Here is a 26,155-nt window from a genome sequence, read left to right on the forward strand (position 1 = left end):
CACCCGCGACACCCTTGCCTCTGGCTAACACTTCCCCTTGCCGGGTGTGTAGAGGACTTGCACCTCCAAGTCACCCGCTTGGCCACCACAGCCAAGCGGGTTGCGCTTGCGCGCAACGCGCCATGCCTGGCGCACCGTGAAAAAGCCCAACCTGTGGAGGTTGGGCTAAGTCATTGAAAATATGGTCGGGACGGAGTGATTCGAACACTCGACCCCTAGCACCCCATGCTGGGGGCTGTAGCTATCTAAGCACTTGTTTTATAAGGATAATAGGCATTTTCAAGGGTGGCAAAACATCCGCTTTTTTGTTCTTATGCAAACGGTAAACCGTGGCCTGCAGCGGAGGTTTTGCGCACAACCCTCCCGGCGTCCTGCCAACCGTTTCCTCCTCCCCCAAGTTCCAAAGTCCCCGCTACAAAAAAATAGTGAGGCCTCCCCTTGAAAGATAGCAATTAGCCTTCACTATGATCGCTATCTATTTTGAGTCCTAAAGGCTGCTAGGTCATATGAAAACAGAGCAAGTTGGTGAAGTCGCCGCCGTGGGCGTAGGAGCAGCTGCCGGGGCCGGTCTCGGAGCGGCTTATGGGGTTGGCGTTATAGGCGTTGCAGCCGCAGAGGCTGCGGCAACTGCCGCAATCGCGGCCGGAGCATCGGCCGCAACTACTACAGCAGCAATTGCAGCCGCGGGCGGCGGAGCTGTTGCAGCTGGTGGAACAGGAATGGCTGGCGGGGTTGCTGTGATAGCTGGCACCGCAGCCAGCACCGCCATACTACCAATCGTGGCATGCGCCATCGGAGGTGCGGCCGTAGTGGGTGGATTGGGATGGGGTGCTTACAAGCTTGGCCAGAAACTGTTAACAAAGTAAGAGTCTCTGACGTACGCCTGGCGTGACCGCAACGCGATCGATCCTCGATTACGTTGCGGTCACGCCGCAGTAGTGGGGAAGCCGGCTACAGCCCCCGCACAACATGGCTTGCGCCCGAGCACTGTCTAAAACCGAACTGCCAACTGGGTTCGTTTTGGGCCAATAAAACCAAGATGGCCTGAGGTAATTTTAGACAGTGAATTCCCCTCTCCTGACCGCCTTCAACCCCTAGCATTTGACATTGATATAGCCAAACCGACTAAAATCGCCGCTTCGCCTTTTCTAAGATGCTGAACATGACTATTGAACGCACGAGCTCAACCAAAGTACGTGAAATAGTCACTGCATTAAACCGTGCCGACCTGAATGCTATCGATTACGAGTATCTCCTAGCTCAAGTGGGGGTCCTGATCAAGGGTATTCCCATGATGGCGCATTCTGTGCCCGTAGGAACCACGCTGTATCGGGGGATAATTTACTCCGAGAGGCCGAGCGAAGTGAGTTATCTAGGTAGTCCACCCGCCGACTTAGTGACAAGTTTTCAGCGCTGCAATGGTCCAGGCAGACCAATGTTCTATGCAAGTGTCGATCCCGCTGCAGTATTTTCTGAAGTGGATGCGAATATTGGCAATATAGTTTATCTATCAAAATGGATTGTTGATAGAGAGTTCCTTTTCTTCCGAATTCCACCCGTAGCAGGCACGGGAATGGAGGAGGATGCAGCCTTCACAAAAATCGAGACGTTTTTTGAGACGCGATTCGCCCAACCTATTCATGAGACGTTTTCAGCACAGTATAAAGTGACTGCCGCTATAACCGAGAGATTTTCCACTTGTGGCGCCTCCGACCCTTCTGATTCGTTGAACGGGCTGAACCTAGGTGCTGTTGTATACCCATCGGTTGCACACACCACACGCTCCGATAATATTGCAATTCAAGCGGCGGTAGCACAGTCATGTCTGCGGCTTTGCAATGTCCGTGCAATTGAGATTACCGAACGGCAAGCTGAGTCAAGAACCGTGCGAGAGATCGATTTCAGCGCCACCTTTGAAGATGAACATATAAAATGGCTTGGCCGCCCGACGCAATGGACTATAAATCCCGGAGAGACTTTAATTTTCACCGTTGAGAATAACATGTGGGTAGCGCGTTCCGAGGACGGCACTACCATATATCCATCGTAGAAAACAAACGCAGCGTGGCAGTCTTCGGTACTTCGTTGAGCGGGATACTTAACTGTGAACACCAAGCGGACGTTGACGCTTAGTTGTCGATGTGAGGGACGAGTGACCGCTGAATTAAAAAAGCCAGGGCCTGCATGGCGAACCTCGAGGCAGCCACTGAATTGCTGGGAAAAACGGCAGTCTTGAAATCGTTCTCGACCAAAAGGACCGACTCATTCGCAGCTTCAGGCGTCTGCTCGATCAGCCGTTAAGGCACTCCTAATATTAAAAATGGGTTCTGCTGGGTTCCTCTGAGTGGAAAACCCCAATGTTTATTGGCGTTTTCCTACCCTACGCCACACACAAAACACCCTCGAAACACATGCATTGGTACAAAAATTGGTATGAGATCCATTCCCTCTCTGGCGTCCTGCCGACCGAAACACAATTAAACCTCCCTGCAATACCAAGACTGTGCGTACAGAACACCATCGACTTCTTCCAGACCGCTCAGCGTGAAGCCGAGCGTTGCCATGCTGGTCAATCGAGCATCAAGAAGCGGCCGAAGCGGTGGCGCATCACCTGGCCAGGCGCCGTGTCGCAGAGATGCGGTATTGGCTGTTCTCTTCAAAAGGTCAGATGGGGCGCAGGAGAAAATGATATCGCCCTTATTGGATCGGCACTGGCGATATCCCTTTTCGATCTGGCGACGCCGCGTTCTCTCATCGGCACAATCAGGAAATGCATTTCTTGCTCGATACTGGATAAAAAACCAGTATCAACAATCAGGCTGGCGACTATCAACCGCGCTCTGATCGATGGTCAGCGATTCAACTCCCTGACATAAGCCTGGCACGCAGCCAACGCAATTAGTCCTTGGTCACCGGCGTCGGTGATGGCGACAATTCGTTGAGCATGCGCTGGGTTAAGTCTGGCGCGTGCTCCTCCATGAACCACGCCGCCGGCTGCGGCGCCGGTTGGCATTGAACAGCCGACTGAATCGGTAAGGAGGACTGACAGCCGCAGATCAGAAGTGGCAAGGCGATCACGCAGGCGATCCTGATCTTTTTGTGCATCGCTCAATTTCCTGTAATGGGTTTGTTCGCTGGCTGACAGGCGCTGCTCCACCGCCAGTCGCTTGTCCTGAGCGGTGCGTATTTGGTCAGAAGCAGCGTTGTTGATCGCGGTCATATCGTCCTTGTGCAAGCTAGCCTGTTCGGCGAGTTGCTTGCCGTAGCGCCAGTCCTGTACTTGCCAAGTACCGCCGACTGCGATCAGAACCAACGCCAACACACCAATCAATCGCCACGGCACCTGGCTCATGGCACATCCTTGAAGAAGAGGTGATGCCCAAGTTTCAGCGTCTGCTTGGCGCGCACGGACCAGTCCGGAGCCTTTTGCATAGTCGTCGCGTAATAGTGCGTAGCCCCACCAGTGGGATCTGGAACCTTGCCGGTCATCACCTGTTCAGCGGCGATCTGTGCCTGGGCGAACTCTCGGAACGGAATCGGCTTTGCACCGCTCAGGTAGGCATAGTTCAGCACATTGCAGCCCTGGGCGTTGCATGGCTTCTGCGGCCTCAGCGGCATGGCGTGCCATCCATGTACGTGAGGGGCTGTGCATCAGAGTCTTCAGGCTCGGTCTCAGCCATTGCCTGGATCAGCACTATCTGGTTGTTCGCGATCTGCGTCAGCAGTTCGGTCTGCTTCCGCTGCTCGATCAACATCTGCTCCAACAAGGAGGTCGCGGGCCCGCTCATATGCAACTGCACTCCACTTTTTAATCCACTCGCGCCGGGCGGCGCATCCAGTGCACGCCATCACCGCTCACCTATTTGGTCAGCTTCGGCTGCAGCACCACGCGGGCGATCATCACCAGCAGACCCAAAACGCCATAGGCCACCGGCGGCAGCACGGACTGTAGTTGCGGCATCAGCTGTTCAGCGATACCCAAGGCAGCAATGGCGCCGCCCGCCTGAACGCTGGTCATGCTCAGCGCTTGTTTCCAGTTGTCGATCAGTTGCATGGTCGTGCCCTCAGATGCTTTCGGATTTGCGTTTGGCCCAGCTCCTACCAAATTGCCGAACCTGCTCAACGCCCAGCACACCGACGAAGCCAGCGGTGGCGAATGACCAGGCGATGCTCAGGCCGAACTCCTTCACGGTCAGACCCACGACCATAACGATCAGGGCGCCGAGACTGGCCTCGATGAGCTTTCGCCACGGGCTGGGCTCTTTGCCGTCGTACTGCACACGCAGCCAGGTCAGGGCAAAGGTCAGCGACATGGCGAGGCCGTTCTCTTTCAGGGCGAGCAGGACCAATGCCCAAAACGTCGGGTCTTTTTCGGGCATCTTCATGTCTCGTTGTCCCGGTGTCGGGCAGCTGAATAGGTCCGGCAATCCGCACCTTCCTCATCCGCTCGGAGCAAAGACGGGACGTGGGTGCCGAATAGGGCTTAGGCGTCAGCCTTTTGAATATCGAAGTAGTACGCCGTACCGACATCAAGCTTCTCGGCCACGCTCGAAGCGATGGCGGCGTAGAAGTTCGCGCATGGCGTGTACTTACCGAAGATGGTGTCTTCTTGCTCGGTCACACCATCAAATCGAACCGTGGTCAGCGGATTGGTTGCGTCACTACCTGGCTCGACGTGGCGGCAGATAAGTTTGCAGCGGATGACTTCAAGCATTGCCGATCTCCAGATACGAAAAAGCCCCGGCAAATGCCGAGGCTCTGGTTTTTCTTGACGTCTTAAGCGCGGACTTCGCACCCTGGACGCGTCGTGTCGATGACCAAGTCGCCTTCAACGCGAAAGCCGATCATCCCGAACAAGAAGGAATGGTTCAGCTGACTCATGACGACATCCGTCAGGCCCACCGCACAACTGTCCTGCTGGATAGCGTTATCCATTGCTGTCTTCATGTTTGGGATGCCAGTCGGGAAGATAATTACCGGGTAGTTATCCTCCCCAGTGACGCGCTTACCTTTTACGAATTTCGAGGCGTTGATGTTGTAGTTCTTGGTGCTCGCAACAGTCATGTCAGCGACACGAATAGTGCAGCCCGAGGCAGCAACGGCGGCAAGAAGCATTGCAATAGCAGCTTTTTTCATGGGATCCCTCCTAAAAACAAGGCCGCAATATATCAAGTTGCCACCACAGCAAATAGGGGTTTTGCCCACAAAAAACCCAGCGAATGGCTGGGCTTTGTTTGTCGTATCTCATAACGCGCAAGATCGACATGATGGGCCTAATTTACGGCCAGTCGGCCACAGGGTCAAGCGGCGTCTACAAAGATTTGTTCTTGATCGAATATCTCGGTGGCGTTGATGACTGCCGCCTCTTCCAACTGCTCAAGACGCTTGTGAATTCCAGCACGCCAGTTGCGACGAGTGCGCTCCGGCGAGCCGGCGAGATCCCAGGTATTCATGTCGTAGAACTCGGCGGGGAGCACGATCATGTCAGTGGATCGCTTGCCGACCTGAACACCCTTCAGCTTTGGGATCGCCCAGGCGGTGAGCGCCTTATAAATGAATAGTTGCGGCGCCGGAGAAGTCATGCGAGCCACCAGACGGCCAATAGCTGCGACCTTGTTGGCTTTGTGGGTCGAGTACTTGGCGACAAGAACATCCCACTGAGCCGGCTCAAGCTGGCGGTGCAGCAGGGCATAGAGGCAGCAGTCGTAATCGAACTTGTCACGTACCGAAAGCGAACTTCCGGTACCGCCCTGGCGAAGGTCGGCATCGATCAACTTCTGCCATGATTGCTTGGTGCTGTTGTCGATGTTGTCGGCGGCCAGCACCCGGACCAGCGTGCCCATCACGTCCTTATAGATACCCATGACTCAATCCCCCTTGTAAGTCGAGCGGCCGGCGCCGCGGCTATTGCTCTGCTGGTACTCATCAACGATGTAGCGTGCTGGGTTCTTGCCGACCAACTGACTACGCTCCCGACGAACTATCCGACCAAGCTGGACCACCAGGTCTTCAATCAACAGCGGCTCCAGGGTCTGGGCATGAACGAAGCCGGATGAATGACAGCCGATGCAATCGAACTCATGAAACACTCCCTTGATTACCCCCTTTCCGGCACATGACGGGCAGTCCGTCATCGGTATCAAACTGCGCACAAGGGCGGGGCCATGCTGCTTTTTCATCATTTTTAAACCTCGCCATTAACAAATTGCGGAATCATCTTGCAGGCCTCGCCGTTCGTGACTTGCAGGGTGTTTTGCGAATCTTCATATCTAACGCCCGTCTGCCCGTGAATCGCCTTGAAGCCACGCCCATCTAACCAGTCGTGCCACTTCACCAGAGCCAGTCGACGCTGCTCTGTGGCTTGGGTGTTGATGTAGGTCGAGGCGATCTTGCCCAGCAAGTGGTTGAGCAGCATCTCGCCGATGTGGCCGTCGATGCCGAGGTCTGTCCAAGCGGTACGGGCCACCTTGCGCAGGTCATGGCTGGTCCACTCGCCCATGCCTAACCGGGTGAAGACGGCGCTCGCCTGGTTGTCGCTCAGTGCGAGCCCACGGCGCGATGGGAACAGGTAGGCGCCTTGATAGCCGGCCGCCAGCTGAACGGCGCGGTACCGACGCAGCAGCGCGCATACCTGGTCAGTCAATGGCAGGCGGTGCTCGGTTCGGGTCTTGGTGTGCTCGGCTGGGATGAACCACTCACGTTCGGGCAGCGCGATATCTGCCCAGCGGGTCATGCGGGTTTCGCCGATGCGGGTACCGTGGCAGAGCATCATCAGGGCCAACATGGCGTCTGCCGGCGCAGTCTCGAAACGGCCGATCAGCAGGTTGAGGACATCAGGAATCTGAACGCCGCGCAGCCGGGCCGCCTTGGGCACGATTCGAGCGGTGGTGAAGTCAGCGAACTTCATGCCGGCCATTGGGTTCGTCGGGATCAGGTCCAGCTTGTGTGCCTGACGGAACGCGGCGGACAGCAGTCGATAGAGCTGCTGGACGTAAGACAGTGACAGGATGGCCTGCAGCGGCCACATCAGCATTTGGTCGAGGCTCTGGGCGCTGACGTCGCGAATCAGCAGATCGGCGAGGCGGGGCTTCAAGTGGCAAGCGATCGCAGTCTTGCCGCCCGCTTTGCGCTTGTCCGACAGCGACCGGTCACATGACATGCGGTCACCGTACCAGTCGAGCAGATTACCGACGGTGCTCCACGCCTCGATGGCGGCACTGGCATTTGGTTTGAGCACCAGGCGCTGACGCAGTTCGGGCAGGACAGCCAACACTGCATTGGCTTTCAGATCAGGATACCCGGCGATCCTCCGCCACGAACGATTCACCACCAGATACCAGGAGCCGCGTCCCCTCCCCTCACTGAATCGAAAATAGAGACCAGGGTGACGAGGATCACGCAGAGTGCACACTGATGAATCAGCGGCCTGTCGGCGAATCTCGGCGTCAGAGAGGTTGACCACGGCGGTGCTCATGCAGCCACCACTGTGGGAGCGAGTCGAAGGTAGGCGGATCTGCTCCATAGTGTCAAAGTGTCCACGGCAAACCACCGCCAGATAGCCCTGCTCATTGAGTTTGCGAAAATCCGCTTTCAGGTCGTGACCAAGGGCGTGAACGCATATCACGTCATCGAGCGGGCGACCGGCTTGGTGAAGGGTTTTCGATTCACCTGGAAGGCGGCGATCAACTTGGCCCAGGTGTTGGAGGCGCGCGCCGACGGAGCGAAGGTGAATATCGATGGGTGGGACAAATGATCGGAATGCCAATGCCTAACCCGCGAGACTCGATCGTCGCGAACCTGAACAAGCAGCTGGATCAGTACTTCGGCGCCGGCCACGGAGTGCAGGAAATCCCCTCCGGCGTCAGCGGTGAAAGAGAGGCCATGTTCGGAACATCCCACAGCAACAAGCTGCGGGTAGAACGCGACAAGCTCGCGCCGAGGCTGAAGAAACTGGCCGAGGCCGGCAAGACCGTCATCGAGGCGGCAAAGGAAATGGGTATGGAATCGAAACGCGCCAGGCTGATCGCCCGTGAGAACAACATCAAGTTCCCGGGGCCACCTTGAAGCGACTCAGCAACCAGGTGCGCCAGCGCCGACGACAGACATGGCTGGATCTACCGGCCCAAGGAATTGAAGAGGCAGGCCATGGCCAAGAGCAACGCGGATATTCAGAAGGACAAGCGCGCCAAGGAGTAGGCCTTACTCGATCGGATCGGCGCCGAGAAGCGCACGCTGATTGTGTCGAAGGCATTGGATGATGCTCTTCATATTCTGGGCGAACGCCACGAATTCGAAGAATGGCAGGAGACGGTGTCGACCCTACTGATCAACCTCGCCGCCGCCACTGCCTACGAATCCACTCGATTCGCCACCATGTCGCGACCTGAAATTGTCGTTGCGGAAAAATGGTCGCGACAGCTTGATGAGTTCGCAAAAACTGGTATCGATCCCACGAAATAGGAGGGTTACCTTAAACGTTTAATGAACTACTTCAGCCTTAACCGCACCGACTGAAGCGACCGACTTTGAATCTACGACTACAGCATGAATACCAATAGTGAGCAAAGTAAACAGCATTAATACACAGGCATATATAGACCACTTTTTAGTTCTCTTATACGCTGGCTCACCAAGCTTCACTGTCTCCCACTCGACTTTTAGAATATTCCTAGCAAAACCCGTCATATCATTAGCAGCGCTATGAATCTGCTCTTTCAAAGCTCCGGTTTTCTCCGGACTAGTTTCAATTTTAAGCTCGTCGAATTTAGCCATGCACCATTCAAATTTCTGCTCTATCCGATTAAACCCAATATCATCAGGTTTAAAATGAAGCCTAACACTCGCATACGCTTGATAAATTTCTGAAGTTAAGGAATTAGATTTTTCATAACCTTTTTCAAGCAATTTTTGTTGAAGCTCTACAATGGCCTTTTTTCCCTCGTCTCCAAATGAATTCTCTTTATGCTGGAGCGTATCGAAAAAATTATCGACATTCTTTTTTGCAGTTACCATTGCTGAGGCCTTTGCATTTATTTTTGCAATAAGATCCGCCATAGCAACTCGAACAGACTGCGTCCAAGCTTGCCTATACTCAGTTGTTTTACTCTCTTTCTCATTGACTAGCTTTACGATACTTAGAGCCGCAGTAATGAAGCCTGCCAGAGCTGTAAGAAAGGCTGTGATTAGTAGCTTATCCAATTCGATTTTCCGTAGTGGGTTCGATGACAATGTCGCATGTAACCCCATTTTAGATCAAATTGCCACTATGTCGCTCCGAACACGGAGGACGGCGCCTGACTGGAAATCACTTATGAGCATCACCGCACCGGTCATCCGCTACCACGGTGCCAAGTTCAGGCTTGCACCCTGGGTGCTGCAACACTTTCCACCACACACATGCTATGTCGAGTCGTTCGGCGGTGCGGCTGGCGTACTGATGCAGAAGCCTCGATCGTATGCCGAGGTGTACAACGACCTGGACGGCGACATCGTGAACCTGTTCCGCATTCTGCAGGATCCGGTCACGCGATCAGGACTTACCGAACGGCTGATTTTCACCCCCTACTCCCGCGAGGAATTCGAATTGTCGTGGGAGCCGAGCACTGAACCAATCGAACGAGCCCGGAGAACGATCATTCGCGCCCAGATGGGTTTCGGCTCTGCCGGTGCCACAAAAGGCGTAACGGGCTTTCGAATCGACACTAAGCGGCAGTACGGCACGGCGCAGGCACTGTGGGCAACATACCCCGAACAGCTTGCCGAGGTTGGCCAGCGCCTGACAGGCGTACTCATCGAGAAAAGACCGGCGATCGAGGTTATCCAAGCTCACGACGGGCCGCAGACCTTGCACTATGTCGACCCGCCTTACGTGCATGTCACCAGGTACAAGGGCGCATCTAGCGGCAGGTACTACAAGCATGAGATGGACGACGCAGCGCACCGCGAGTTACTCGGCACTTTGCTCGAGCTAGAAGGAATGGTCGTGTTGTCCGGATATCCGAGCGACCTGTATGCAGAACTGCTCCCAGGCTGGGCGAATTACAGCACCTCAGCACGGATATCCGCCGCCCGAGGCACTGCAAGTCGTACTGAATGCATTTGGCTGAACCCGGCTTGTGTCAATCGCGTCAGCCAAATCGGACTGGATCTCGGCGAACGCGCCTGATCCACCCTCACCTATTGCGCTTGATCACCGCTCGGGCGGAGTACTGCTCGTTTTAGTAGACATCGAAGTAAGTCGACGAAGGTTCAGGCCAATTTTCCTTCAGTACTTTGTAGATACGTCCAACCCATTCAGCATCACCTGATGCCCGCTGACCGACGTAGTCATTACCCTGACACCAAGTTTCCAACCTGAATGCAAGGCCTTCAGTGTTTTGATTGCCTACATCGGTGTTAGACATGAAGGCGACACCTTCATCACTAACCCGAAGTTGAGTGTGAGTTGAATCGTTTACCGAACCGATGAGCTTGCTTACAGACTCAAGCGTAAGCGCACCCGGGTTGTTCAAATCGATTTTCATAGAAGCTCCTAATGATCCGGCTCCATGCCGGGCCGAACACAAATACCCCACTTCAACGAATCACGCCAGCCGGCGAGGATCCTCTATGTCCGCACAACAGAAGAAACACCCCTTCGATTTCAAAACTCAATACGGACTCGGCTTCAGCACTCAGGACGATGAGATCGTTGTCGACTTCTTCTGTGGTGGTGGCGGCGCCGGTACCGGCTTGGAAATGGGTCTGGGTCGCGCGGTGAATGTGGCGAAGAACCACAACCCCCAGGCAATCAGCATGCACACCGTAAATCACCCTGGCGCCGTGCACTACACCACCGATGTGTTCGACGGTGACCCGGACACCGAATGCGGCGGCAAAGCCGTTGGCTGGTTCCACATGTCGCCGGACTGCACGCATCACAGCCAGGCCGCTGGCGGCCAGCCGCGCAAGCGTGAGATTCGCAACCTGTCGTGGATTGGCCTGAAATGGGCAGGCAAGAAGAAGCCTCGCGTCATCAGCTTGGAGAACGTGAAACAGATTCTCCAGTGGGGGCCGCTGATCGCCAAGCGCTGCAAGGCGACCGGCCGAGTGATGAAGCTGGGCGGCAGCATTGCCGAGCCAGGTGAAGTCGTTCCGGTCCACCAGCAGTTTCTGGTGCCTGACCCGAAGCGACGTGGTCAGACTTGGGCAACCTTCGTCGTTAAGCTGCAGCACCTGGGTTACGTCGTCGAGTGGCGCGTCCTCAAAGCCTGCGACTTCGGCGCGCCAACCAGCCGGGAACGCCTGTTCATGATCGCCCGTTGCGACGGTGAGCCGATTGTCTGGCCAGCCCCTACCCACGCCAAGCACCCGGTGAAGGGGCAGCAGAAGTGGCGCACGGCCGCCGAGTGCATCGACTGAACGATCCCGAGCAAAAGCATCTTTGACCGGCCAAAGCCTCTGGCACCGGCCACCCTGCGACGTATTGCCAAAGGCATGAAGAAGTTCGTCATTGATGCCGCTGACCCATTTATCGTGCCGATCGCGAACTGGTCCGGCGAAAGTGTTCAGTCAGCGCACGACCCACTGCGCACCGTGACCTCTTGGCCGCGCGGCGGATCATTCGCAATGGCCAGCCCGATCATCGCGCCGGCCACGCACCAGGGAAGCGACCGGATCAACGACCCGCACGCCCCGCTGCCGACGGTGACCTGCGCCAACCGCGGCGAGCTGACGCTGATCAGCCCTACCCTGATTCAAACCGGTTATGGTGAACGCACTGGCCAGGAGCCGAGAGTGCCTGGACTGGATCAACCGCTAGGCACAGTCGTCGCTGGTGGCGTGAAGCATGCCCTCGCCTCGGCGCACCTGGTGAAGTTTCGGTTTGCTGATGAGGGCAAGACGCTCGACGAGCCGCTGCCAACGATCACCGGCGGTGGCAACTACCAGCGCCCAGCCGGTGCGGCCCATGCAATGGGGATCTCGACGGTGTTCATGGCCCAGATGAACGGTGGCTTCAACACCACCGACGCCAAGAGCATCGAAGACCCTATGACAACGGTCACCAACACTGGCAGCCAGCAGCAGCTGGTGACCGCCAACCTGGTGCATCTGCGCGGCAACTGCGATGCTCGGGACATCGCTGCCCCACTGCACACCATCAGCGCAGGCGGCACCCACCACGGTCTGGTCACCGCCTTCATGGAGCGCCAGTTTGGCGCCAGCGTTGGCCAAGGTGTGAATGAGCCGGCCCCAACCATCACGGCGGGCGGCGACGGTAAGAGTTCGCTGGTCGAGTTCCAGCTCTCGCCAGAAATTGAAGCCGGCGCACTGCGGGTCGCGGCATTCCTGATCAGTTACTACGGCACCGAGAACGTAAGCGGCGCCGGCGAGCCAGCACCAACGATCACCACCAAGGACCGACTCGCCCTGGTCACGGTGACGATCAAGGGCACACCGTACGTGATCATCGACATCTGCCTACGCATGTTGCAGCCGGCAGAGCTGTACAAGGCTCAGGGCTTCCCTGCCGACTACATCATCAGCCACGGTGCCGACGGAAAGCCGTTCACCAAGACTCAGCAGGTGCACATGTGCGGCAACAGCGTTAGCCCACCGCCGATGGCTGCACTGGCCCGAGCCAACGACCCTTGGCGCGCCGCCGAACGACAAGCCGCTGCCGCCTGACTCAAGCAAACCATAGCTGCCAAGGCGTTGTGTTAAGCCATTCGATCAGGCGACTCACCTGCGTTATCACTTCGTTAATCAGCAGTTGTAAGAGTATTTCTTCAATTAGTTGATACATCAGCGCGCCCCCCAGTTCAGCAAGCCGGAAGCTCCGGCGATTGCTAATCCTATCCCTGCGCGCGCGCGTGGGAGGCGCAATGAGTAATTAGTTGCGGCAAACCGTTCGTCGCTCCCTATCCACACCGCTGGGGCATGCCCCGGCATAGGACGCTCCATGCCCACAGAAAACAAACCGGTCCAGCCGCTGCAGGTTGAGCGCTCGACAGTCACGAAGTTGGTGATCACCGGCGCGCCGAATCTCGACCCGATCACCGTCTTCCTCGAAGACCTGGCACCGTGCAAAGGCAAGATCACCGTCAGTTGCTGGGACAAGAGCTGGCACGCCTACTGGGGCGGCATGTGGGATGGTCACACCATCGCGCAATTCTTCTGCCGCCTCGATGAGGCCTACATCATCGGATACTTCCAGCAGGGCCTGAGGTCGAAGCGGTTCCGCAATGACGCTCTGCTGGCCTTGGCACGTAAGTCGGTTATTTCCAGGCGCCGGATGACGAAGGGCTACTGGGAGTTTGGCGACAGCCTGAACCTCGAAGATGCCCGCGACCTCTACGACCAGATTGACGAGTTGCGGGATATCGAGTCGATCATGGCGGCGCACTGCCGCAACGAACTGTTGACCGACCTGTTCGGCCCCGAGTGGGCGACGGCTGCTTCACATAGTGGCTCGGCATTCTCACTATGTATCGTGAGTTTAAAAATAGTGTGTCAAACCATACAAAACCTTAAACCTTATTATTACGTCTTAGCGAATAAAACATATTAAACCTTCCAACCAATATATACTGCAACATTATTATCAAGGAAAACGGAATCAACATATAGTACAGCACTTCAAGAAGCCTCACATTCAAAAGCACAAATCTCGGCGACTCACCCTTAGCGTAGCTCCTAAGAATTATGCCATATACTTTATCCACCTCCGGATTTTGGGTTCTATAAGTTCCTACTGGCATTGCAGCGTTTACGCGATCATAAAAGTCTCGCTCATCCGCATCTGTAAATATCAATAAAGACTCAAAAAGCACAAACAATACCGCATAGAAATAAAACGCGAAAAACACAACCCTTAACAAACGAAGTTTCATACCTCATCTCCAAGCCCAGCACAAGACTAGGCGCCCACAACACAACATTTAACAACACTCTTTAAGGCTTTTATTTTACCGGGAATCTTTCGTATCGAGCGCGAAAACCACCCATAAAAAACATGCCCCCCCTACAGACCGAGATCAATACACCCAATTCTGTAGAAGTCCTAACAATGCTAGTCAATACCACCATTTTGTCCAATTGCTGCCTCTAGCCGAAAGCTATTTTGGGGCACCGTAACCCCCCTAAAGAGGCAACTCCATAATTTGCTGCTTCCTGGATTAGAGATCCGAGCAGAAGCAAAACGTCTCACCAGCCCCATTCGTCATCTATTCAAAGTCAGCCGCTATAGCGGCAAAGGAACAGTCATGCCTGAAGAAACAGTTTTGATTGATTCACTTCCGGTCCATCGCGATGCAAACGGCTGGTGGTCGCACCCCGACTACCTGTCGGAATTCGACGACGAAATTACCGAAGAGCAGTTCGCCGACTGGTGTACGCGCCACCAGGTGGAAACAAAGATCACCTACATGGAGAGCGACGCGTCCGTCGATGTGTTCGACGCCTACATGGATGATGGCCAGGTTGATTGTTCGGCGTGGGAGATTCAGCACCCCGCAGAACCTGGTTGGTTCATCCTTTCGATTCACGACGCCGAGGATGCCCTGTTTGCATCTGGGGCCGGCAGGTGACGCCATGATCGCCCTCGCCTGGTTCGCCTACGTGTACTGCTACAAGGGGCCGCGGTGATGATCGTTAAAATTGCATTTGATCCGGCCGATCTGAAAGCTGAGGACGAAGCCTGCACAGCGTTCAACTCGGGCGGCCTCACCCTCAAAATCTGGGCGCTCTACAAAAAGCACTTCGTCACCTCCCAACACTTTCGCAAGTCCTTGGCGCAGTGGCCGAGCTGTTTGAGCGAATGCTCGACATCGACGACCACGATATCCGGCCATACATGAACATCGACGAGTTCATGGGATATCTCGGCGCCTGCGGAATTTACGGGACCGTGGTGGGGCCGCGCCATAAAGAAATGGCCGAGTGGGTGGTCAGGTATTGGGACCACTTCAACCTTTCAACGCAACGGGCAGTGACCCTCCAGTTCAAGGTCGTGAAAGAGGTCGATGAGACTTTGACTATCTGCGGCTTTGGCCCGACCAGCACCATCTAACCCCTCTTCCACCTATCAGCCTGCCGGTGAACGGCGGGTGAGAAATCGCTATGTCCGATTTTCAAACGGAATCCACGCCCACCGCTCGCAAGGTGCACATCTGCGAGGAATGCCATGGGCACATCGAGCCCGGCCAGAAAGACCAACTCATCTCCGGGAGCTGGGATGGCGACATGGCGTCGTTCAAGACCTGCATACCGTGTCTCGAGGCCCGCAACTGGGCCACTGTCCAGCCCGAATGGGGTGGAGATGGCGAGCATCTTTATTACTTCGGCCAGCTGGAAGAAGACCTTTCGTACCTGGCTTCGGAAATCACATCGCAGGATGGGCGCCGATTTCACGCATACCGCTTGCAGGCACTCATGAGCCGCCGGCGGCTCTCCGCCAAAGCGCTGAGAAGCGCCGCCTAACCCAATCCCCACCTTCTTCTGCCACAAGGAATTCCCATGGGCAACGCACTCGACGGCCGACCGCTATTGGTCCGCTTGCAAAAACGAATTGAAAAGTACACGGGCTGTTTGGCCGGTCCTCTCGCAACTGACGTGACGCTCCACCAGCAGTCAGTTGATCTGATCAATGAATGGGCACTGAAGCAGACGCGTGAAAACCTCCGCGCCTGCCAAGCAACCATCCACCTGTGCGGCGGATTCGATCCGGCGTACGTGAACGACGCCCTGGCGGCGATGAAGAACGCTGACGCCGCCCTCGCCAAAGCCACCCAGTAACCACCTTCTGCCGCCACGCGCGGCATGGAGCATCCAATGAAGCGAGAGCTGATCAAGATCAGTGAGTTCCAGCGTCGGCGCTGGGGCGAAAACGGTACCCCGCAATGCCCCCAGGCGATCCGCAACCACATCCGCAACGGCGTTGTACCCGGCGAGCAGATCGGCAAACTCTGGTACGTTGACTGGACCGCATTCAACCGTTCGGACGGCAATGATCTAGTAGCGATGGTATTGAAAGGAGCTGCATGATGGTCCCACGGCCGCGCAACAAGACGAACAAGAGCCTCCCGCCTAACCTGTATTTCGATTCGCGGCGCTCGACTTATCGCTACCGGCGGCCTACCGACGGTAAGTGGTTCCAATTTGGCAGCGACCGAATCAGGGCGATCGACGCCGCGAAGCAGTTGAACTTGGAGTTCATGCGCGGCGCTGACCTGATCGGTGCTGTGATGGGCAGCTCATCAGAATCATTTGCCGGCTTCCTCGATACCTACGAACGCGACGTTTTGCCACCGCGCGAGCTGGCAAAAGGAACGCTGGGCCTGTACGCCGTGCACTTTCGGCGATTCCGTAAACAGTTCGAAGGAAAGGCGGTCGATCAGATATCCATTCGCATGGTCGCGGAAATGCTGGACGCGCTCACTCCGCGCACGGCGAACCAGTGCCGGGCGCTATTGATCGACATCTTCAATCACGCAGCGGCCAAGGGCCTGTGCCCGGACAACCCAGCGGCCAGCACCATCAACCGGATCGAGAAGAAGCAGCGCAAACGCCACACGATTGAAGGACTGAAAGCCATTCGGGAGAAGTCACCGGCCTGGCTGCAGAACGCAATCGACCTAGCCTTGATCACGGCTCAACGCCGTACAGACATCCTCGATATGCGCTTCGATGGCAGTCGGGAGGGTTACCTGTACGTGGTGCAGAAGAAGACAGCCAAGGCCAGTGACGCGGCATGGATACGATTTCTGATAACGCCGGAGTTGCAGGCGGTCATCAGCCGGTGTCGTGACGATGTCGTATCGCCCTACCTGGTGCACCGGAAACCCGATCGCCGGAAACAGAAACAGGCGCAGACCAAGGATCACTGGACGAAGGTTGAAGAGCGGTATTTGACGCGGGCATTCAAGGAAGCCAGGGAGGCGGCGAACTGCTACGCGGGGTGGAAGGAAGAAGAGATGCCAGGCTTCCACGAAGTGCGAGCGTTGTCGCTACACCTCTACAAGAAAGCCGGAAAGGATGGGCAGAAAATCGCGGGGCATGCGAGCGAGGGCATGACCAAAAACTACCAGCGGGACCACGAGGAAATCGTCTGGTCCGAGGTTCCAGACCTGAATATCAGCGAAATCACCGGGTAGTTTTGCGCCAGTTTTGCGCGGGTTTTGCGCAGACCTGAAACGAGAAAGGGGACCAAGCCGCTAACTGCTTGATCCCCTTACGAAATATGGTCGGGACGGAGTGATTCGAACACTCGACCCCTAGCACCCCATCTCCTTTTTTATACTTCTTGAAAGCTTTCCTAATTTTACTCTGGATTTTTCTAAGCTAGTATTTACTTGAGCTCCAGCGGTGTTCTGCTCTATGAGAGTCCAGTAACGTCCATCAAGAGCCGACGTTTTTGTGGGGGGAAAAGTAGGGGGAACCCATTTCATGGCCAAAATCACCATTAAAGAACTTGAGTCGCTGACCGCTGAAGATGCCGGCCGCATCCTCCGGGAAGATGGCAATCTCGCCGGTCGAATCTCAGTCCGCAAGGACGGCGTATCGGTCAGCTTTTTCTATCGGTATCGGTGGGGCGACCAGAACAAAGAGTACGCCTGCGGGTCCTGGCCGCGCAAATCCCTGACGGACATCCGCAAGGCCCGTAACCAGGCTCGAGCGCTCATTGATGAGCAGATCAATCCCAACGAACACAAGAAAACCGCCAAGGCACAGGCATACGCCGCGGCTAACGTAGAGGCCGAACAAGTAAAAACGGCGAAGGTGAAAACGCTGACCGTCCAAGATCTGGCCCAGGCGTGGCTGTTGGATGGCGTGGCGCGCAAAGATGGCAATGCCGAACTACAACGCCGTTTTAACAAAGACCTTTTTCCGGCACTCGGCAAGACCGCGGTGAGCAGCGTCTCCGAACACGATGTTCGGGCGCTGATCCGCACCGTGGTCAACCGCGGCGCTCACCGGCAAGCCATCAGTTTCTTCGCCGACCTCGCTCAGATGTTCAGCTGGGCCAGAAAGCGTCAGCCCTGGCGGGCCTTATTGCTCGAGGGCGATCCGACGGAACTGGTCGACATCTCCCCTCTGATCCCAGCCGACTACGAGGCAGAAAGAAGCCGCATCCTTTCCCCGGCTGAGCTGTTGGAACTGCACAACCGCTTCCAGCAAATGACCGCCGATTACGACGCCCTCCCCGCCGGTCAAAAATATGACGGCATTCGGCCGCTAAAGAAGGAAACCCAACTCGCGCTCTGGATCAGCCTGGGCACGCTGTGCCGGATTGGCGAGTTGCTGCAGGCCGAATGGAAAAATGTCGATCTGGAGCGGCAAACGTGGTTCCTCCCCAGTGAAAACGTCAAAGGCACTCGCGGCAAGAAACAGGACCACCATGTTTTCCTCTCGCCCTTTGCGCTGCATTTCTTTCAGGAACTCAAGACCCTGACGGGAGACTCCCAGTGGTGCTTTCCCAACAAGCAAGATGATGGGCATGTGGATGTGAAAGTGGTGAGCAAACAGGTCGGCGATCGCCAGGCCCGGTTCAAAAACCGCAAGGCCCTCTCAAGACGGCGTCACGACGATACGCTGGTGCTGGCCGACGGCCAGAACGGCGACTGGACCCCGCATGACCTGCGCCGCACGGGCGCGACCATGATGCAGGCTTTGGGTGTCAGCCTGGACGTCATCGATCGCTGCCAAAACCATGTGCTGGCCGGCTCGCGGGTGAGACGCCACTACCTGCATCACGACTATGCCGAAGAAAAAAAGTGTGCCTGGAACCTGTTGGGTGATCGACTCAGTGCCATGTTGTCCTCAACCTACGAGCATCTGCCAGCAGAATCGATGATGTCTTTTCCTGCTTATACCGCGACTGGCTCTTTACCGCCTTCTTAAGTCGGCATCTTTAGTGTTGAGTCCTCATAGTTGCGCAAACATCGCCGAGCACGTTCTTCAGCTTGATTTTCGGCTTCATAACCGGCAGAAATCGGCCCAGAGTGTGTAAAAACGCTCCGCCAAAATTGAAGTGTACGCGTCTACGTTAAATCTGAAATTAATCGGCACGTCAGCAGATGTGGATTTCGCGTAGACGCGCGATTCCAGTCCGATTTTGAGTATCTGTCGTGCTCAAAAACGTTTTTACACAGCCTCGGCCAGTAGCAGCCATTCAGACCATTGCGATAACGTTCATTCTCTCAACGTTTCCTTAACGCAACCCATTGTCAGTCTTTGCGTCAGAGCGTCAGCCAACACTTCAGAAAAATGAATTTTTGGTAATGCCGCTACCTCTCAAACAATCGATTTTTTGAACCGATTCCCTTTGATATTCATCAATATACGGGCAGTCATACTTCTATCGCGAGATCAAAAATCTTACGGTTGCGTTACTCGCCTAAAGGCTTGGCCGTGGCGGTTCGAGGGGATAAATGAATTAGGAGGTGGCCATGTATTCCCAGCGCACCAATGCCCATCCCTCCGCTTGTCGCCGCTTGGCGATGGAGCAGAATGAAAAACTTTTTGAAGAGGCGAATACCCTCAATCGATCAGCAATCGACTTGCTGGATCGACCAGATCTTGATAGCGAAATGTTTCTTCACTATTTGCAACTTCGAGCGAGAGCAGATGCCAGGTTTCGTGAAGCGCTGGATCATCTCTCATTAATCAATGAGCAATTCCCCGCCCTTTCAAACGAGCCGGAGACACTCTCCGGAGTGAAGCAGGTGGCATTTGCCCCCACCAGTCGTTCAGGGACGAGCTGATTGGGCTGCAAGTGGCGAGACAGTTAGGGCTCCTGCTTCCCACTCAGGGATGAGGCCAACGGGCTATTGAGCACCCGCTGCATTCTTTTATGTGCCTCGCGCTCTCGCTCAACGGCGGCCTCCCACTGGTCCCCGAAGGCCTTTCCCGCTCTAACGAAAGCCATAACATCCGCAGTCGCAGCAGCCAGTTCCGTACGCGCCAGGGCCAAGTCTTCTTCGAATTTTTCAATAGTCATCTTGGCTCTCGAGAGCTGCGCCCAAGCGTCCCTAGGCAAAATGTGTGCGTCTGACGGCTATCTCACTACGTAACTCACCTATGAGTTCCGCTATCGCTTGGCTGGACGTCAGCTTCTCTGTCGTGACGGCAGTGACCAACAATTCAACCTCTCCGGACGATGGATCGAATACTTTGATCATCAACGATCCATCCGGATTTGCCGTGCAGGTGCAGGAGAACGGAAGAAAGCCGCATTCGATGATATGGCGTAGCTCACGCATCGAGATCATGACTTACGTTCTCAGAGTCACAGTGGATTTCCCCTGAAATAATAGTAGGTCGCCTGCGGCCTTGCGTGAGGCAAAATTGGTATCAGCGAGTGCCTTTCGTCGATGTCCGTTATGGGGCGATTGGGGCCTTCGCGAAAGGCAGAAGTCGGCCAGAAGCGGCAGCTCTGTCTCAATACACCTTCAGCAATATTTTCTGCTAGTACCTGACGCCATTGTTCAAGTCATCGAATAACCCGGTTCGTTGCATCAATGAGGTCTGCCTTGCCTCCGGCAAGCGAGGGCCCCGATGCAGTAACCACGTCGTGTGGAAATCCAAGGGTTATTGCGCTGGCAATGTCCAGATGTTCAAGTTGATTCGCCGTCAATTGAACGTCCGCTGACGCAAGGTTATCGGCCATCTGCTCCGGCGTGCGTGGACCCATGATGGGAAGTGTTCCCTTGGCCAGCACCCAGGCGATTGCGATCTGACCCGGTGTATGGCCGGTCTCTTTGGCAATCGCCAACACTGAATCCACAGTCGATACCTTGCGCTCGCTGCTTTCGTCGTGGATGACCGCGCCCAAACCCTGCGCACGACCGGTTTCCCCCTTGCGGTATTTACCTGTCAGCAAACCACCTCCTAGCGGTGACCATCCGACTGTTCCCAGATTAAATGCAGCCGCCATCGGCAGAAGTTCACGTTCGGCCGACCGCTCCACTAGGCTGTACTCCAATTGCACTGCCGATATAGCGGACCAACCACGAAGCTCGGCCAGGGTGGCTGCTGTCGCCACACGCCAAGCCGGGAAGTTGGACAGCCCGCCATAGAGAACTTTGCCCGAGCGGATTAGGTCGTCCAGACCCCGTACAATTTCGTCGATAGGCGTCACGCCATCGGGCATATGCACCCATAAAAGATCAATTCTATCCGTCTTGAGGCGCTTGAGGCTGGCTTCCACCGAACTGAGCATGGCTTTGCGGCTATTGCCGGAACGAAGGACGCCGGCACCGGGTGAGTCACCGAGCGAAAATTTGGTCGCCAGCACGACTTCGTCGCGCTCGGTAGCCATGAAATCGCCGAGCATTGATTCCGATTGGCCAAATTGATATTGATCGGCCGTATCAATGAAATTGCCACCCGCTTCACGGTAACCGTTGTAGATCTTACGTGCTTCGTCCAGTTCGGAGCCGTAACCCCATCCTTTACCGAAGTTGCCAGTGCCCAGTGCGAGCGAAGATACCCGCAGGCCGGTATTGCCGAAAATGCGATAACGCATGGCATGCTCCTTCAAAAGCAGGAAGCTTCGGCAACCTGCGCAGGGTTTGAGGATAATGTGTGCGCAGGGAGTTTAGACGGCTAATTGCAGACTTGCCGGAAAGGTCCTTTGCATGGCGGTGATGGCCGTATAGCTGCCGATGTGGAGGACTACAATCGGCCCAGAGTGTGTAAAAACGCCTTCGCGAACCCTTGCTATGATTTCTGAGGATTTCATCGCAGGGATCGCCCATGAAGCGCTTTATCCAAGGTGAACATCGAGGCCAAGGCACCTTACTTCCCGAGAGCCTCGACGACTACGTCAGCGATTCCAATCCGGTGCGCGTAGTCGACGTCTTTGTCGACGAACTCGACCTGGTCAATCTGGGTTTTGAAGGTGCCATTCCAACCGATACTGGCCGGCCTGCTTACCACCCCGCGATCTTGCTAAAGATCTACATCTACGGCTATCTCAACCGCATCCAGTCGAGCCGACGTTTGGAGCGAGAAGCCCAGCGCAACGTCGAGCTGATGTGGTTGACCGGGCGTTTGATGCCGGACTTCAAGACCATCGCCAACTTCCGAAAAGACAACAGCAAGGCCATCCGAGGCGTCTGTCGCCAGTTCGTTGTGCTGTGTCAGCAGTTGGGACTGTTCGGAGAAAATCTGGTCGCCATCGATGGCAGCAAATTCAAAGCAGTCAACAACCGCGACCGCAATTTCACCAGCGCCAAACTGAAGCGGCGAATGGAAGAAATAGAATCGAGCATCAACCGTTATCTGACGGCACTCGATGCTGCTGATCGGCAAGAACCAACAGCTTCCGAGCCCAATGCCGTGCGACTGGAAGAGAAAATCGCCAAGCTCAAAACCCAAATGAAGGAGCTTCAGGCGATCGAAATCCAGCTTAATGAATCGCCGGATAAACAGGTCTCACTGACCGATCCAGACAGTCGCTCCATGATGACGCGCGGCACGGGAATCGTTGGCTACAACGTGCAGACAGCGGTCGATACGCAGCACCATTTGATCGTTGCGCATGAGGTGACTAACGTCGGTTCCGACCGCGATCAACTCAGCTCGATGGCCAAGCAGGCCCGCGAGGCGATGGCGTCAGATACGTTGTCGGTAGTGGCTGACCGAGGTTACTTCAAAAGCGAGCAGATCCTCGCTTGTCACGATGCCGGCATCACCGCCTACGTGCCCAAGCCGATGACCTCTGGAGCCAAGGCTGACGGGCGTTTCAATAACGATGCCTTCATCTATGACGCGGCAAAAAACCAATACATTTGCCCGGCTGGAGAGGCGCTGATCTGGCGCTATTCCAACGTTGAAAAAGGCCTGAAGTTGCATCGTTACTGGAGTTCGAAATGCCAGGGCTGCACGTTGAAAGCACAGTGCACGCCGAGCACGGAACGACGAGTTCGACGCTGGGAGCATGAAGCCGTCTTAGCGGAAATGCAGCTTCGCCTGAGCAAAGCGCCAGAGATGATGCGAGTCCGAAAACGGACGGTTGAGCATCCATTCGGGACGCTCAAACAATGGATGGGGGCGGCGCACTTCCTGACGCGAAAGCTGGCCGGGGTGAGTGCGGAGATGAGCTTGAATGTGCTCGCCTACAACTTGAAACGGGTGATGAAAATCATCGGTGCCAACGGTTTGATGAAAGCGCTGACGGCCTGAAAAAGGCTGATTTTGGCCCATCCCAGAGGCTGTAAAAACAGCGTTGACGTATTCCAGGTCGCGACCGATGCGACCCGCAGCATTGACCGTGCGATCGCTCAGCCAACGAAGGTCGATGATCCAAGACGATGAGGTCAGAGCGTTTTTACACACTCTGGGCCAAAAACGGTCACTCAGTTTCTTCGCGAAACAAGGGAAGTTCAGTCACCGGTAGAGTTGAAAAAACTGTACACGGCAAGCTTGGAGGGCATCTAGAAAAACCAAGAGAATTAAACTCTCAAGCTATGCTGCCGCAATGATGCTATCCGATATGTTGTTATAGCGCTCATAGAGCGGGCAATGATCGTCAGATAAATCGAAATTACCGACTGCGCCTTCATTCCCTAAAAGCCTCAATGACAAAAGCTACCATTAAAGTAGCTTCTGCCAGTGACAACCTATTTTTTTGAGGATTTGCTAGGTTTCAAGTCGGGATTATTTCCCTGCGTGTCTTTATTGTCACGACGACGCTTATCAACTTCGCCGGTTGATTTAGCAATTGGCTTTGGGCCTGGTTTAAGTGCCATAAGATCTTTCCTTGATTTTAATATTGATTTGGTTGTTGCAGAATCATCTTATTGGTGCTGACTGATACTTTCAATAGACATGAGATGCTTGATTTTAGCCATGTGGAAAATTGAATTAGCTTTGGCAGTATCTACTGATTATCTATCGGCAGGCCAGGTTGTTGATTTACATCCATTTGTGCGACGTTGCAGGTAGCACAGCACGTCCAGAGTCATTCGTGCATTGCTTAAGGCGCGGCGGGAGCCGACCTCCAGCCCCCCGCATTCGATAGCGGCCTCGATAAGCTTGATCCAGCGCCATTGCCAGTCCTTTTACCCATTCACCACTCCATATACAGCAGCATTGCGCAGGCGGTGGTCAGCTCCGAGGCGGTTAGTCCGTGGCGATGGCGGGCAGGCGCCGATCAAAGGAGGCGCTATAAGCAACGACAGTTCGCCCCGCGACGATAGCCGCGTATTGCTCGGCCACGTGCGATGGCTACCATGTCGTCGGTGACCTTGAAGTCATGTGAAATCGATCACGATCTTGAGAAAACCAGACCGAGGCCTCCGGCAAAGGGATCAGCAGACCCTACCTGATGTTCACGGAAAGTTAGAGCACTTGAGCGGATAATAGTGGTGTTAGGGGAAATGGGGTCAGGTATGTACTCGTCCACTGCGAAATTTCGCTGTCAAGCCGCTAGCGACCCGAGATTGAATGACTGCTTCTGGCTGATTCTGTTGAAAAAGTAGCTCCCCTGTCTGGCCTGCGGCAAAATCTCTGCATTGGCCAGCAGGGAAGCACACAGCATGATGGGACAGTTATCGAGTGGGCAGGTGCGACTGTTTTACTCATTCAACCTTGAAGATCACATTCCAGCCAATCACCTTCTGCACAGCATTGATCGGTGTCTCGATCTGAGCGACCTGCGCCATTACCTCGCCGATTTCTATAACCCGATTGGCGTCCGTCGATTGATCCTGATAATCCGCATGCTGATCGTGGGCTATTGCTACGGCATTCGCTCAGAGCGGCGATTGTGCGAAGAGGCCCCATTTGAACCTGGCATATCGCTGGTTCTGCCGGTTAAGCCTTGAAGATGAAGTCCCCAATCACTCGACGTTTTCCAAAAATAGACACGGCCGTTTTCGGGACAGCGATCTGTTTCGCTGAATCTCACTGCGCAGGGCTTGCCGTACCTCCCGTCGATAGATGACCGCTTCGCCAAATAGGTCGATCCTGTACCGGCTGCCAACGAGCACGGGGCGATGGGCGAACTCTACGGTTACGCGCGGCCTGATGATGGAACCAAGCAGTACGCCTCCAGAGGACTCGAATCTGATAGAGGCTTACGTCTATTACTTCTTTTAGTGCTCCCCTTTGCGCCACGCATATACCCTCGCCGATAGTTCAAGTGACCTGATTGATTCGGCAGCGGCTGGCCGCTTTTTGGAGGGGAAAAGCTGCCATATCCGACACCACCACGCCCAGAGAGTCGGTGTCTTCGGCGTCATGCAAGTTTTGCGTAACGCGTGTTGTGTAAAATAAATCTGGCTGCTACGATCAATCTCACCTTAGTGAAATCTCGTAGGAGAAAGCCGCTATGCAAGACTCTCTGCGCAAGGCATTCCTGGAAGATGGTGCAGTCCTGATCAAAGGACTTCTGAGCGAGGAGCAACTAGCTCAGTGTCGGACTTCCTATGACTGGGCAGTCGAGAACCACGGCCCCAACGCGTTTCGAATGTTCGATGGAACCTTGCAACAATCGCACGTCGACAACGCCAATCCGCTCGCCAAGGAGCGCCTGGAGGAGTTGGTGTCGTCCCTCCCCTTTGGCCAGTTGTTCGCACACCTCTGGGGTTCCGAAAACGTCTGGTATTTCGCCGAGGAAGTATTCCTCAAAGCCGGCGGACGCGGTTCGCGCACACTCTGGCATCAGGACACTTCTTATTTGCCCTGGGCCGGCATGCATTGGGGCAATGCATGGATCAGCTTCGAATCCGTTCCCAAGCAGAATGCATTGGAGATCATTCGGGGCTCACACCGCGGAACGCGTTTTGATGGAACCACCTTCCTCGACCCGAACGACCCAACCCAACCCTTGCATGGAGGCGGCATGTTGCCTCGCCTTCCCGATATCGAGGCAGAGCGCGAGCAGGCGCCCGATGCGTACGAAATTCTGTCGTGGGCTACCGAGCCCGGGGATGTGGTCGTGCTCCATCCCGGCTCGCTACACGGCGGCGCGCCGGTCGACGAAGCCTTCCCGGATCGCCACACCTTTGTTTTCCGCTTCTTTGGTGACGATGCAACCTTCACCCCCCTGCCTGAGCACAGCGACGCGGGTTATCCGAAGGAAGGCGTTCTCTTCACCGAAGAATTGATGACCTTGAAGCCGGGAGAACCCTTCCGTCACCCCACCTTCCGCCAGCTCGTATGATCGGAG

Annotated in this window: 32 protein-coding genes and 3 pseudogenes; 20 read left to right on the forward strand and 15 right to left on the reverse strand. The window is 55.4% G+C overall.

What is annotated here, in order from left to right; translation table 11 throughout:
- The first annotated feature begins 603 nt into the window (after positions 1-603).
- From MEB48_RS03345 to MEB48_RS03355, 3 genes are all read left to right on the forward strand, one after another.
- Positions 604-741: a hypothetical protein gene (locus tag MEB48_RS03345; protein WP_237881832.1), complete on the forward strand. Its 138-nt coding sequence runs from the start codon at positions 604-606 to the stop codon at positions 739-741.
- A 421-nt stretch (positions 742-1,162) separates the two neighbouring features.
- Complete coding sequence (locus MEB48_RS03350) at positions 1,163-2,050, forward strand: RES domain-containing protein (protein ID WP_237881834.1); 888 nt, start codon at positions 1,163-1,165, stop codon at positions 2,048-2,050.
- Between the two features lie 307 nt (positions 2,051-2,357).
- Positions 2,358-2,876 (forward strand): hypothetical protein, encoded by a 519-nt coding sequence (locus MEB48_RS03355; protein WP_237881836.1) that lies wholly within the window; start codon positions 2,358-2,360, stop codon positions 2,874-2,876.
- Here the strand turns inward: MEB48_RS03355 and MEB48_RS03360 are convergent.
- From MEB48_RS03360 to MEB48_RS03405, 10 genes and pseudogenes are all read right to left on the reverse strand, one after another.
- On the reverse strand, positions 2,852-3,352 hold the full coding sequence (locus MEB48_RS03360; protein WP_237881838.1) for a lysis system i-spanin subunit Rz: 501 nt from the start codon (positions 3,350-3,352) through the stop codon (positions 2,852-2,854). The genes MEB48_RS03355 and MEB48_RS03360 overlap by 25 nt on opposite strands.
- Positions 3,349-3,567, reverse strand: a pseudogene (locus tag MEB48_RS03365) (cell wall hydrolase); the annotation flags it as partial. The gene MEB48_RS03360 and the pseudogene MEB48_RS03365, both read right to left, overlap by 4 nt.
- Before the next feature lie 41 nt (positions 3,568-3,608).
- On the reverse strand, positions 3,609-3,788 hold the full coding sequence (locus MEB48_RS03370) for a hypothetical protein (RefSeq protein WP_237881840.1): 180 nt from the start codon (positions 3,786-3,788) through the stop codon (positions 3,609-3,611).
- A gap of 71 nt (positions 3,789-3,859) precedes the next feature.
- Positions 3,860-4,054, reverse strand: coding sequence for a DUF7940 domain-containing protein (locus MEB48_RS03375; RefSeq protein WP_237881841.1), 195 nt, complete (start codon positions 4,052-4,054; stop codon positions 3,860-3,862).
- Between the two features lie 10 nt (positions 4,055-4,064).
- On the reverse strand, positions 4,065-4,385 hold the full coding sequence (locus MEB48_RS03380) for a phage holin, lambda family (protein WP_237881844.1): 321 nt from the start codon (positions 4,383-4,385) through the stop codon (positions 4,065-4,067).
- Positions 4,386-4,483: 98 nt separating this feature from the next.
- Positions 4,484-4,714, reverse strand: coding sequence for a hypothetical protein (locus tag MEB48_RS03385; protein ID WP_237881846.1), 231 nt, complete (start codon positions 4,712-4,714; stop codon positions 4,484-4,486).
- 62 nt (positions 4,715-4,776) lie between these two features.
- Positions 4,777-5,136 (reverse strand): hypothetical protein, encoded by a 360-nt coding sequence (locus MEB48_RS03390; protein ID WP_237881848.1) that lies wholly within the window; start codon positions 5,134-5,136, stop codon positions 4,777-4,779.
- Positions 5,137-5,300: 164 nt separating this feature from the next.
- Positions 5,301-5,864, reverse strand: a complete 564-nt coding sequence (locus tag MEB48_RS03395) for a hypothetical protein (protein ID WP_237881849.1) — start codon at positions 5,862-5,864, stop codon at positions 5,301-5,303.
- A 3-nt stretch (positions 5,865-5,867) separates the two neighbouring features.
- Positions 5,868-6,182, reverse strand: a complete 315-nt coding sequence (locus MEB48_RS03400) for a hypothetical protein (RefSeq protein WP_237881851.1) — start codon at positions 6,180-6,182, stop codon at positions 5,868-5,870.
- A gap of 2 nt (positions 6,183-6,184) precedes the next feature.
- A complete protein-coding gene (locus MEB48_RS03405; protein ID WP_237881853.1) occupies positions 6,185-7,474 on the reverse strand; it encodes a tyrosine-type recombinase/integrase in 1,290 nt (429 codons plus the stop codon).
- A 57-nt stretch (positions 7,475-7,531) separates the two neighbouring features.
- On the opposite strand from MEB48_RS03405, the gene MEB48_RS03410 reads away from it, so the two are divergent.
- From MEB48_RS03410 to MEB48_RS03420, 3 genes are all read left to right on the forward strand, one after another.
- Positions 7,532-7,753: a hypothetical protein gene (locus MEB48_RS03410; RefSeq protein ID WP_237881855.1), complete on the forward strand. Its 222-nt coding sequence runs from the start codon at positions 7,532-7,534 to the stop codon at positions 7,751-7,753.
- Between the two features lie 11 nt (positions 7,754-7,764).
- Complete coding sequence (locus tag MEB48_RS03415; protein ID WP_237881857.1) at positions 7,765-8,064, forward strand: hypothetical protein; 300 nt, start codon at positions 7,765-7,767, stop codon at positions 8,062-8,064.
- Positions 8,065-8,238: 174 nt separating this feature from the next.
- Complete coding sequence (locus MEB48_RS03420; protein ID WP_237881859.1) at positions 8,239-8,460, forward strand: hypothetical protein; 222 nt, start codon at positions 8,239-8,241, stop codon at positions 8,458-8,460.
- Positions 8,461-8,478: 18 nt separating this feature from the next.
- On the opposite strand, the gene MEB48_RS03425 is transcribed toward MEB48_RS03420, so the two are convergent.
- Positions 8,479-9,198 (reverse strand): hypothetical protein, encoded by a 720-nt coding sequence (locus MEB48_RS03425; protein WP_237881861.1) that lies wholly within the window; start codon positions 9,196-9,198, stop codon positions 8,479-8,481.
- A gap of 112 nt (positions 9,199-9,310) precedes the next feature.
- Here MEB48_RS03425 and MEB48_RS03430 point away from each other — a divergent pair, with 112 nt between their 5' ends.
- A complete protein-coding gene (locus tag MEB48_RS03430) occupies positions 9,311-10,165 on the forward strand; it encodes a DNA adenine methylase (protein ID WP_237881863.1) in 855 nt (284 codons plus the stop codon).
- A gap of 52 nt (positions 10,166-10,217) precedes the next feature.
- Here MEB48_RS03430 and MEB48_RS03435 read toward each other — a convergent pair whose 3' ends face one another.
- The gene (locus MEB48_RS03435) at positions 10,218-10,523 is read right to left on the reverse strand and encodes a hypothetical protein (RefSeq protein ID WP_237881864.1); all 306 of its coding nucleotides are present in this window, start codon (positions 10,521-10,523) and stop codon (positions 10,218-10,220) included.
- 85 nt (positions 10,524-10,608) lie between these two features.
- Between MEB48_RS03435 and MEB48_RS03440 the strand changes: the two are divergent.
- The 10 genes and pseudogenes from MEB48_RS03440 (at position 10,609) to MEB48_RS03485 (ending at position 19,742) form a co-directional block, all read left to right on the forward strand.
- Positions 10,609-12,666, forward strand: a pseudogene (locus tag MEB48_RS03440) (DNA cytosine methyltransferase).
- Between the two features lie 274 nt (positions 12,667-12,940).
- Complete coding sequence (locus MEB48_RS03445; protein WP_237881866.1) at positions 12,941-13,549, forward strand: hypothetical protein; 609 nt, start codon at positions 12,941-12,943, stop codon at positions 13,547-13,549.
- Positions 13,550-14,243: 694 nt separating this feature from the next.
- Positions 14,244-14,567, forward strand: coding sequence for a hypothetical protein (locus tag MEB48_RS03450; RefSeq protein WP_237881868.1), 324 nt, complete (start codon positions 14,244-14,246; stop codon positions 14,565-14,567).
- 209 nt (positions 14,568-14,776) lie between these two features.
- A complete protein-coding gene (locus MEB48_RS03455) occupies positions 14,777-15,049 on the forward strand; it encodes a hypothetical protein (RefSeq protein ID WP_237881870.1) in 273 nt (90 codons plus the stop codon).
- Positions 15,050-15,099: 50 nt separating this feature from the next.
- Positions 15,100-15,459, forward strand: coding sequence for a hypothetical protein (locus MEB48_RS03460; RefSeq protein WP_237881872.1), 360 nt, complete (start codon positions 15,100-15,102; stop codon positions 15,457-15,459).
- A 36-nt stretch (positions 15,460-15,495) separates the two neighbouring features.
- Positions 15,496-15,774 carry a hypothetical protein gene (locus tag MEB48_RS03465; RefSeq protein WP_237882028.1) on the forward strand — a complete coding sequence of 93 codons (279 nt, stop codon included), beginning with the start codon at positions 15,496-15,498 and terminating at the stop codon, positions 15,772-15,774.
- Positions 15,775-15,810: 36 nt separating this feature from the next.
- Positions 15,811-16,023, forward strand: a complete 213-nt coding sequence (locus MEB48_RS03470) for a hypothetical protein (protein ID WP_045060620.1) — start codon at positions 15,811-15,813, stop codon at positions 16,021-16,023.
- Positions 16,023-17,132 carry a phage integrase Arm DNA-binding domain-containing protein gene (locus MEB48_RS03475; RefSeq protein WP_237882022.1) on the forward strand — a complete coding sequence of 370 codons (1,110 nt, stop codon included), beginning with the start codon at positions 16,023-16,025 and terminating at the stop codon, positions 17,130-17,132. Before MEB48_RS03470 ends, MEB48_RS03475 begins: the two co-directional genes overlap by 1 nt.
- 292 nt (positions 17,133-17,424) lie before the next feature.
- Complete coding sequence (locus MEB48_RS03480) at positions 17,425-18,879, forward strand: tyrosine-type recombinase/integrase (RefSeq protein ID WP_237881874.1); 1,455 nt, start codon at positions 17,425-17,427, stop codon at positions 18,877-18,879.
- A gap of 548 nt (positions 18,880-19,427) precedes the next feature.
- Complete coding sequence (locus tag MEB48_RS03485; protein ID WP_237881876.1) at positions 19,428-19,742, forward strand: hypothetical protein; 315 nt, start codon at positions 19,428-19,430, stop codon at positions 19,740-19,742.
- Positions 19,743-20,009: 267 nt separating this feature from the next.
- On the opposite strand, the gene MEB48_RS03490 is transcribed toward MEB48_RS03485, so the two are convergent.
- Both MEB48_RS03490 and MEB48_RS03495 read right to left on the reverse strand, forming a co-directional pair.
- Complete coding sequence (locus tag MEB48_RS03490) at positions 20,010-20,249, reverse strand: DUF1652 domain-containing protein (protein WP_237881878.1); 240 nt, start codon at positions 20,247-20,249, stop codon at positions 20,010-20,012.
- Between the two features lie 221 nt (positions 20,250-20,470).
- A complete protein-coding gene (locus MEB48_RS03495; protein WP_237881880.1) occupies positions 20,471-21,505 on the reverse strand; it encodes an aldo/keto reductase in 1,035 nt (344 codons plus the stop codon).
- Between the two features lie 230 nt (positions 21,506-21,735).
- On the opposite strand from MEB48_RS03495, the gene MEB48_RS03500 reads away from it, so the two are divergent.
- On the forward strand, positions 21,736-23,166 hold the full coding sequence (locus MEB48_RS03500) for an IS1182 family transposase (protein WP_237881881.1): 1,431 nt from the start codon (positions 21,736-21,738) through the stop codon (positions 23,164-23,166).
- 437 nt (positions 23,167-23,603) lie between these two features.
- Here MEB48_RS03500 and MEB48_RS29080 read toward each other — a convergent pair whose 3' ends face one another.
- Positions 23,604-23,732 carry a hypothetical protein gene (locus MEB48_RS29080; protein ID WP_256214295.1) on the reverse strand — a complete coding sequence of 43 codons (129 nt, stop codon included), beginning with the start codon at positions 23,730-23,732 and terminating at the stop codon, positions 23,604-23,606.
- A gap of 789 nt (positions 23,733-24,521) precedes the next feature.
- On the opposite strand from MEB48_RS29080, the pseudogene MEB48_RS03505 reads away from it, so the two are divergent.
- Positions 24,522-24,882: pseudogene (locus tag MEB48_RS03505) on the forward strand (transposase); the annotation flags it as partial.
- 433 nt (positions 24,883-25,315) lie between these two features.
- The gene (locus tag MEB48_RS03510; protein WP_237881883.1) at positions 25,316-26,149 is read left to right on the forward strand and encodes a phytanoyl-CoA dioxygenase family protein; all 834 of its coding nucleotides are present in this window, start codon (positions 25,316-25,318) and stop codon (positions 26,147-26,149) included.
- The last annotated feature ends 6 nt before the right edge of the window (positions 26,150-26,155 follow it).

The sequence above is a fragment of the Pseudomonas sp. PGPR40 genome, assembly GCF_022014505.1.
Classification (GTDB): Bacteria; Pseudomonadota; Gammaproteobacteria; order Pseudomonadales; family Pseudomonadaceae; genus Aquipseudomonas.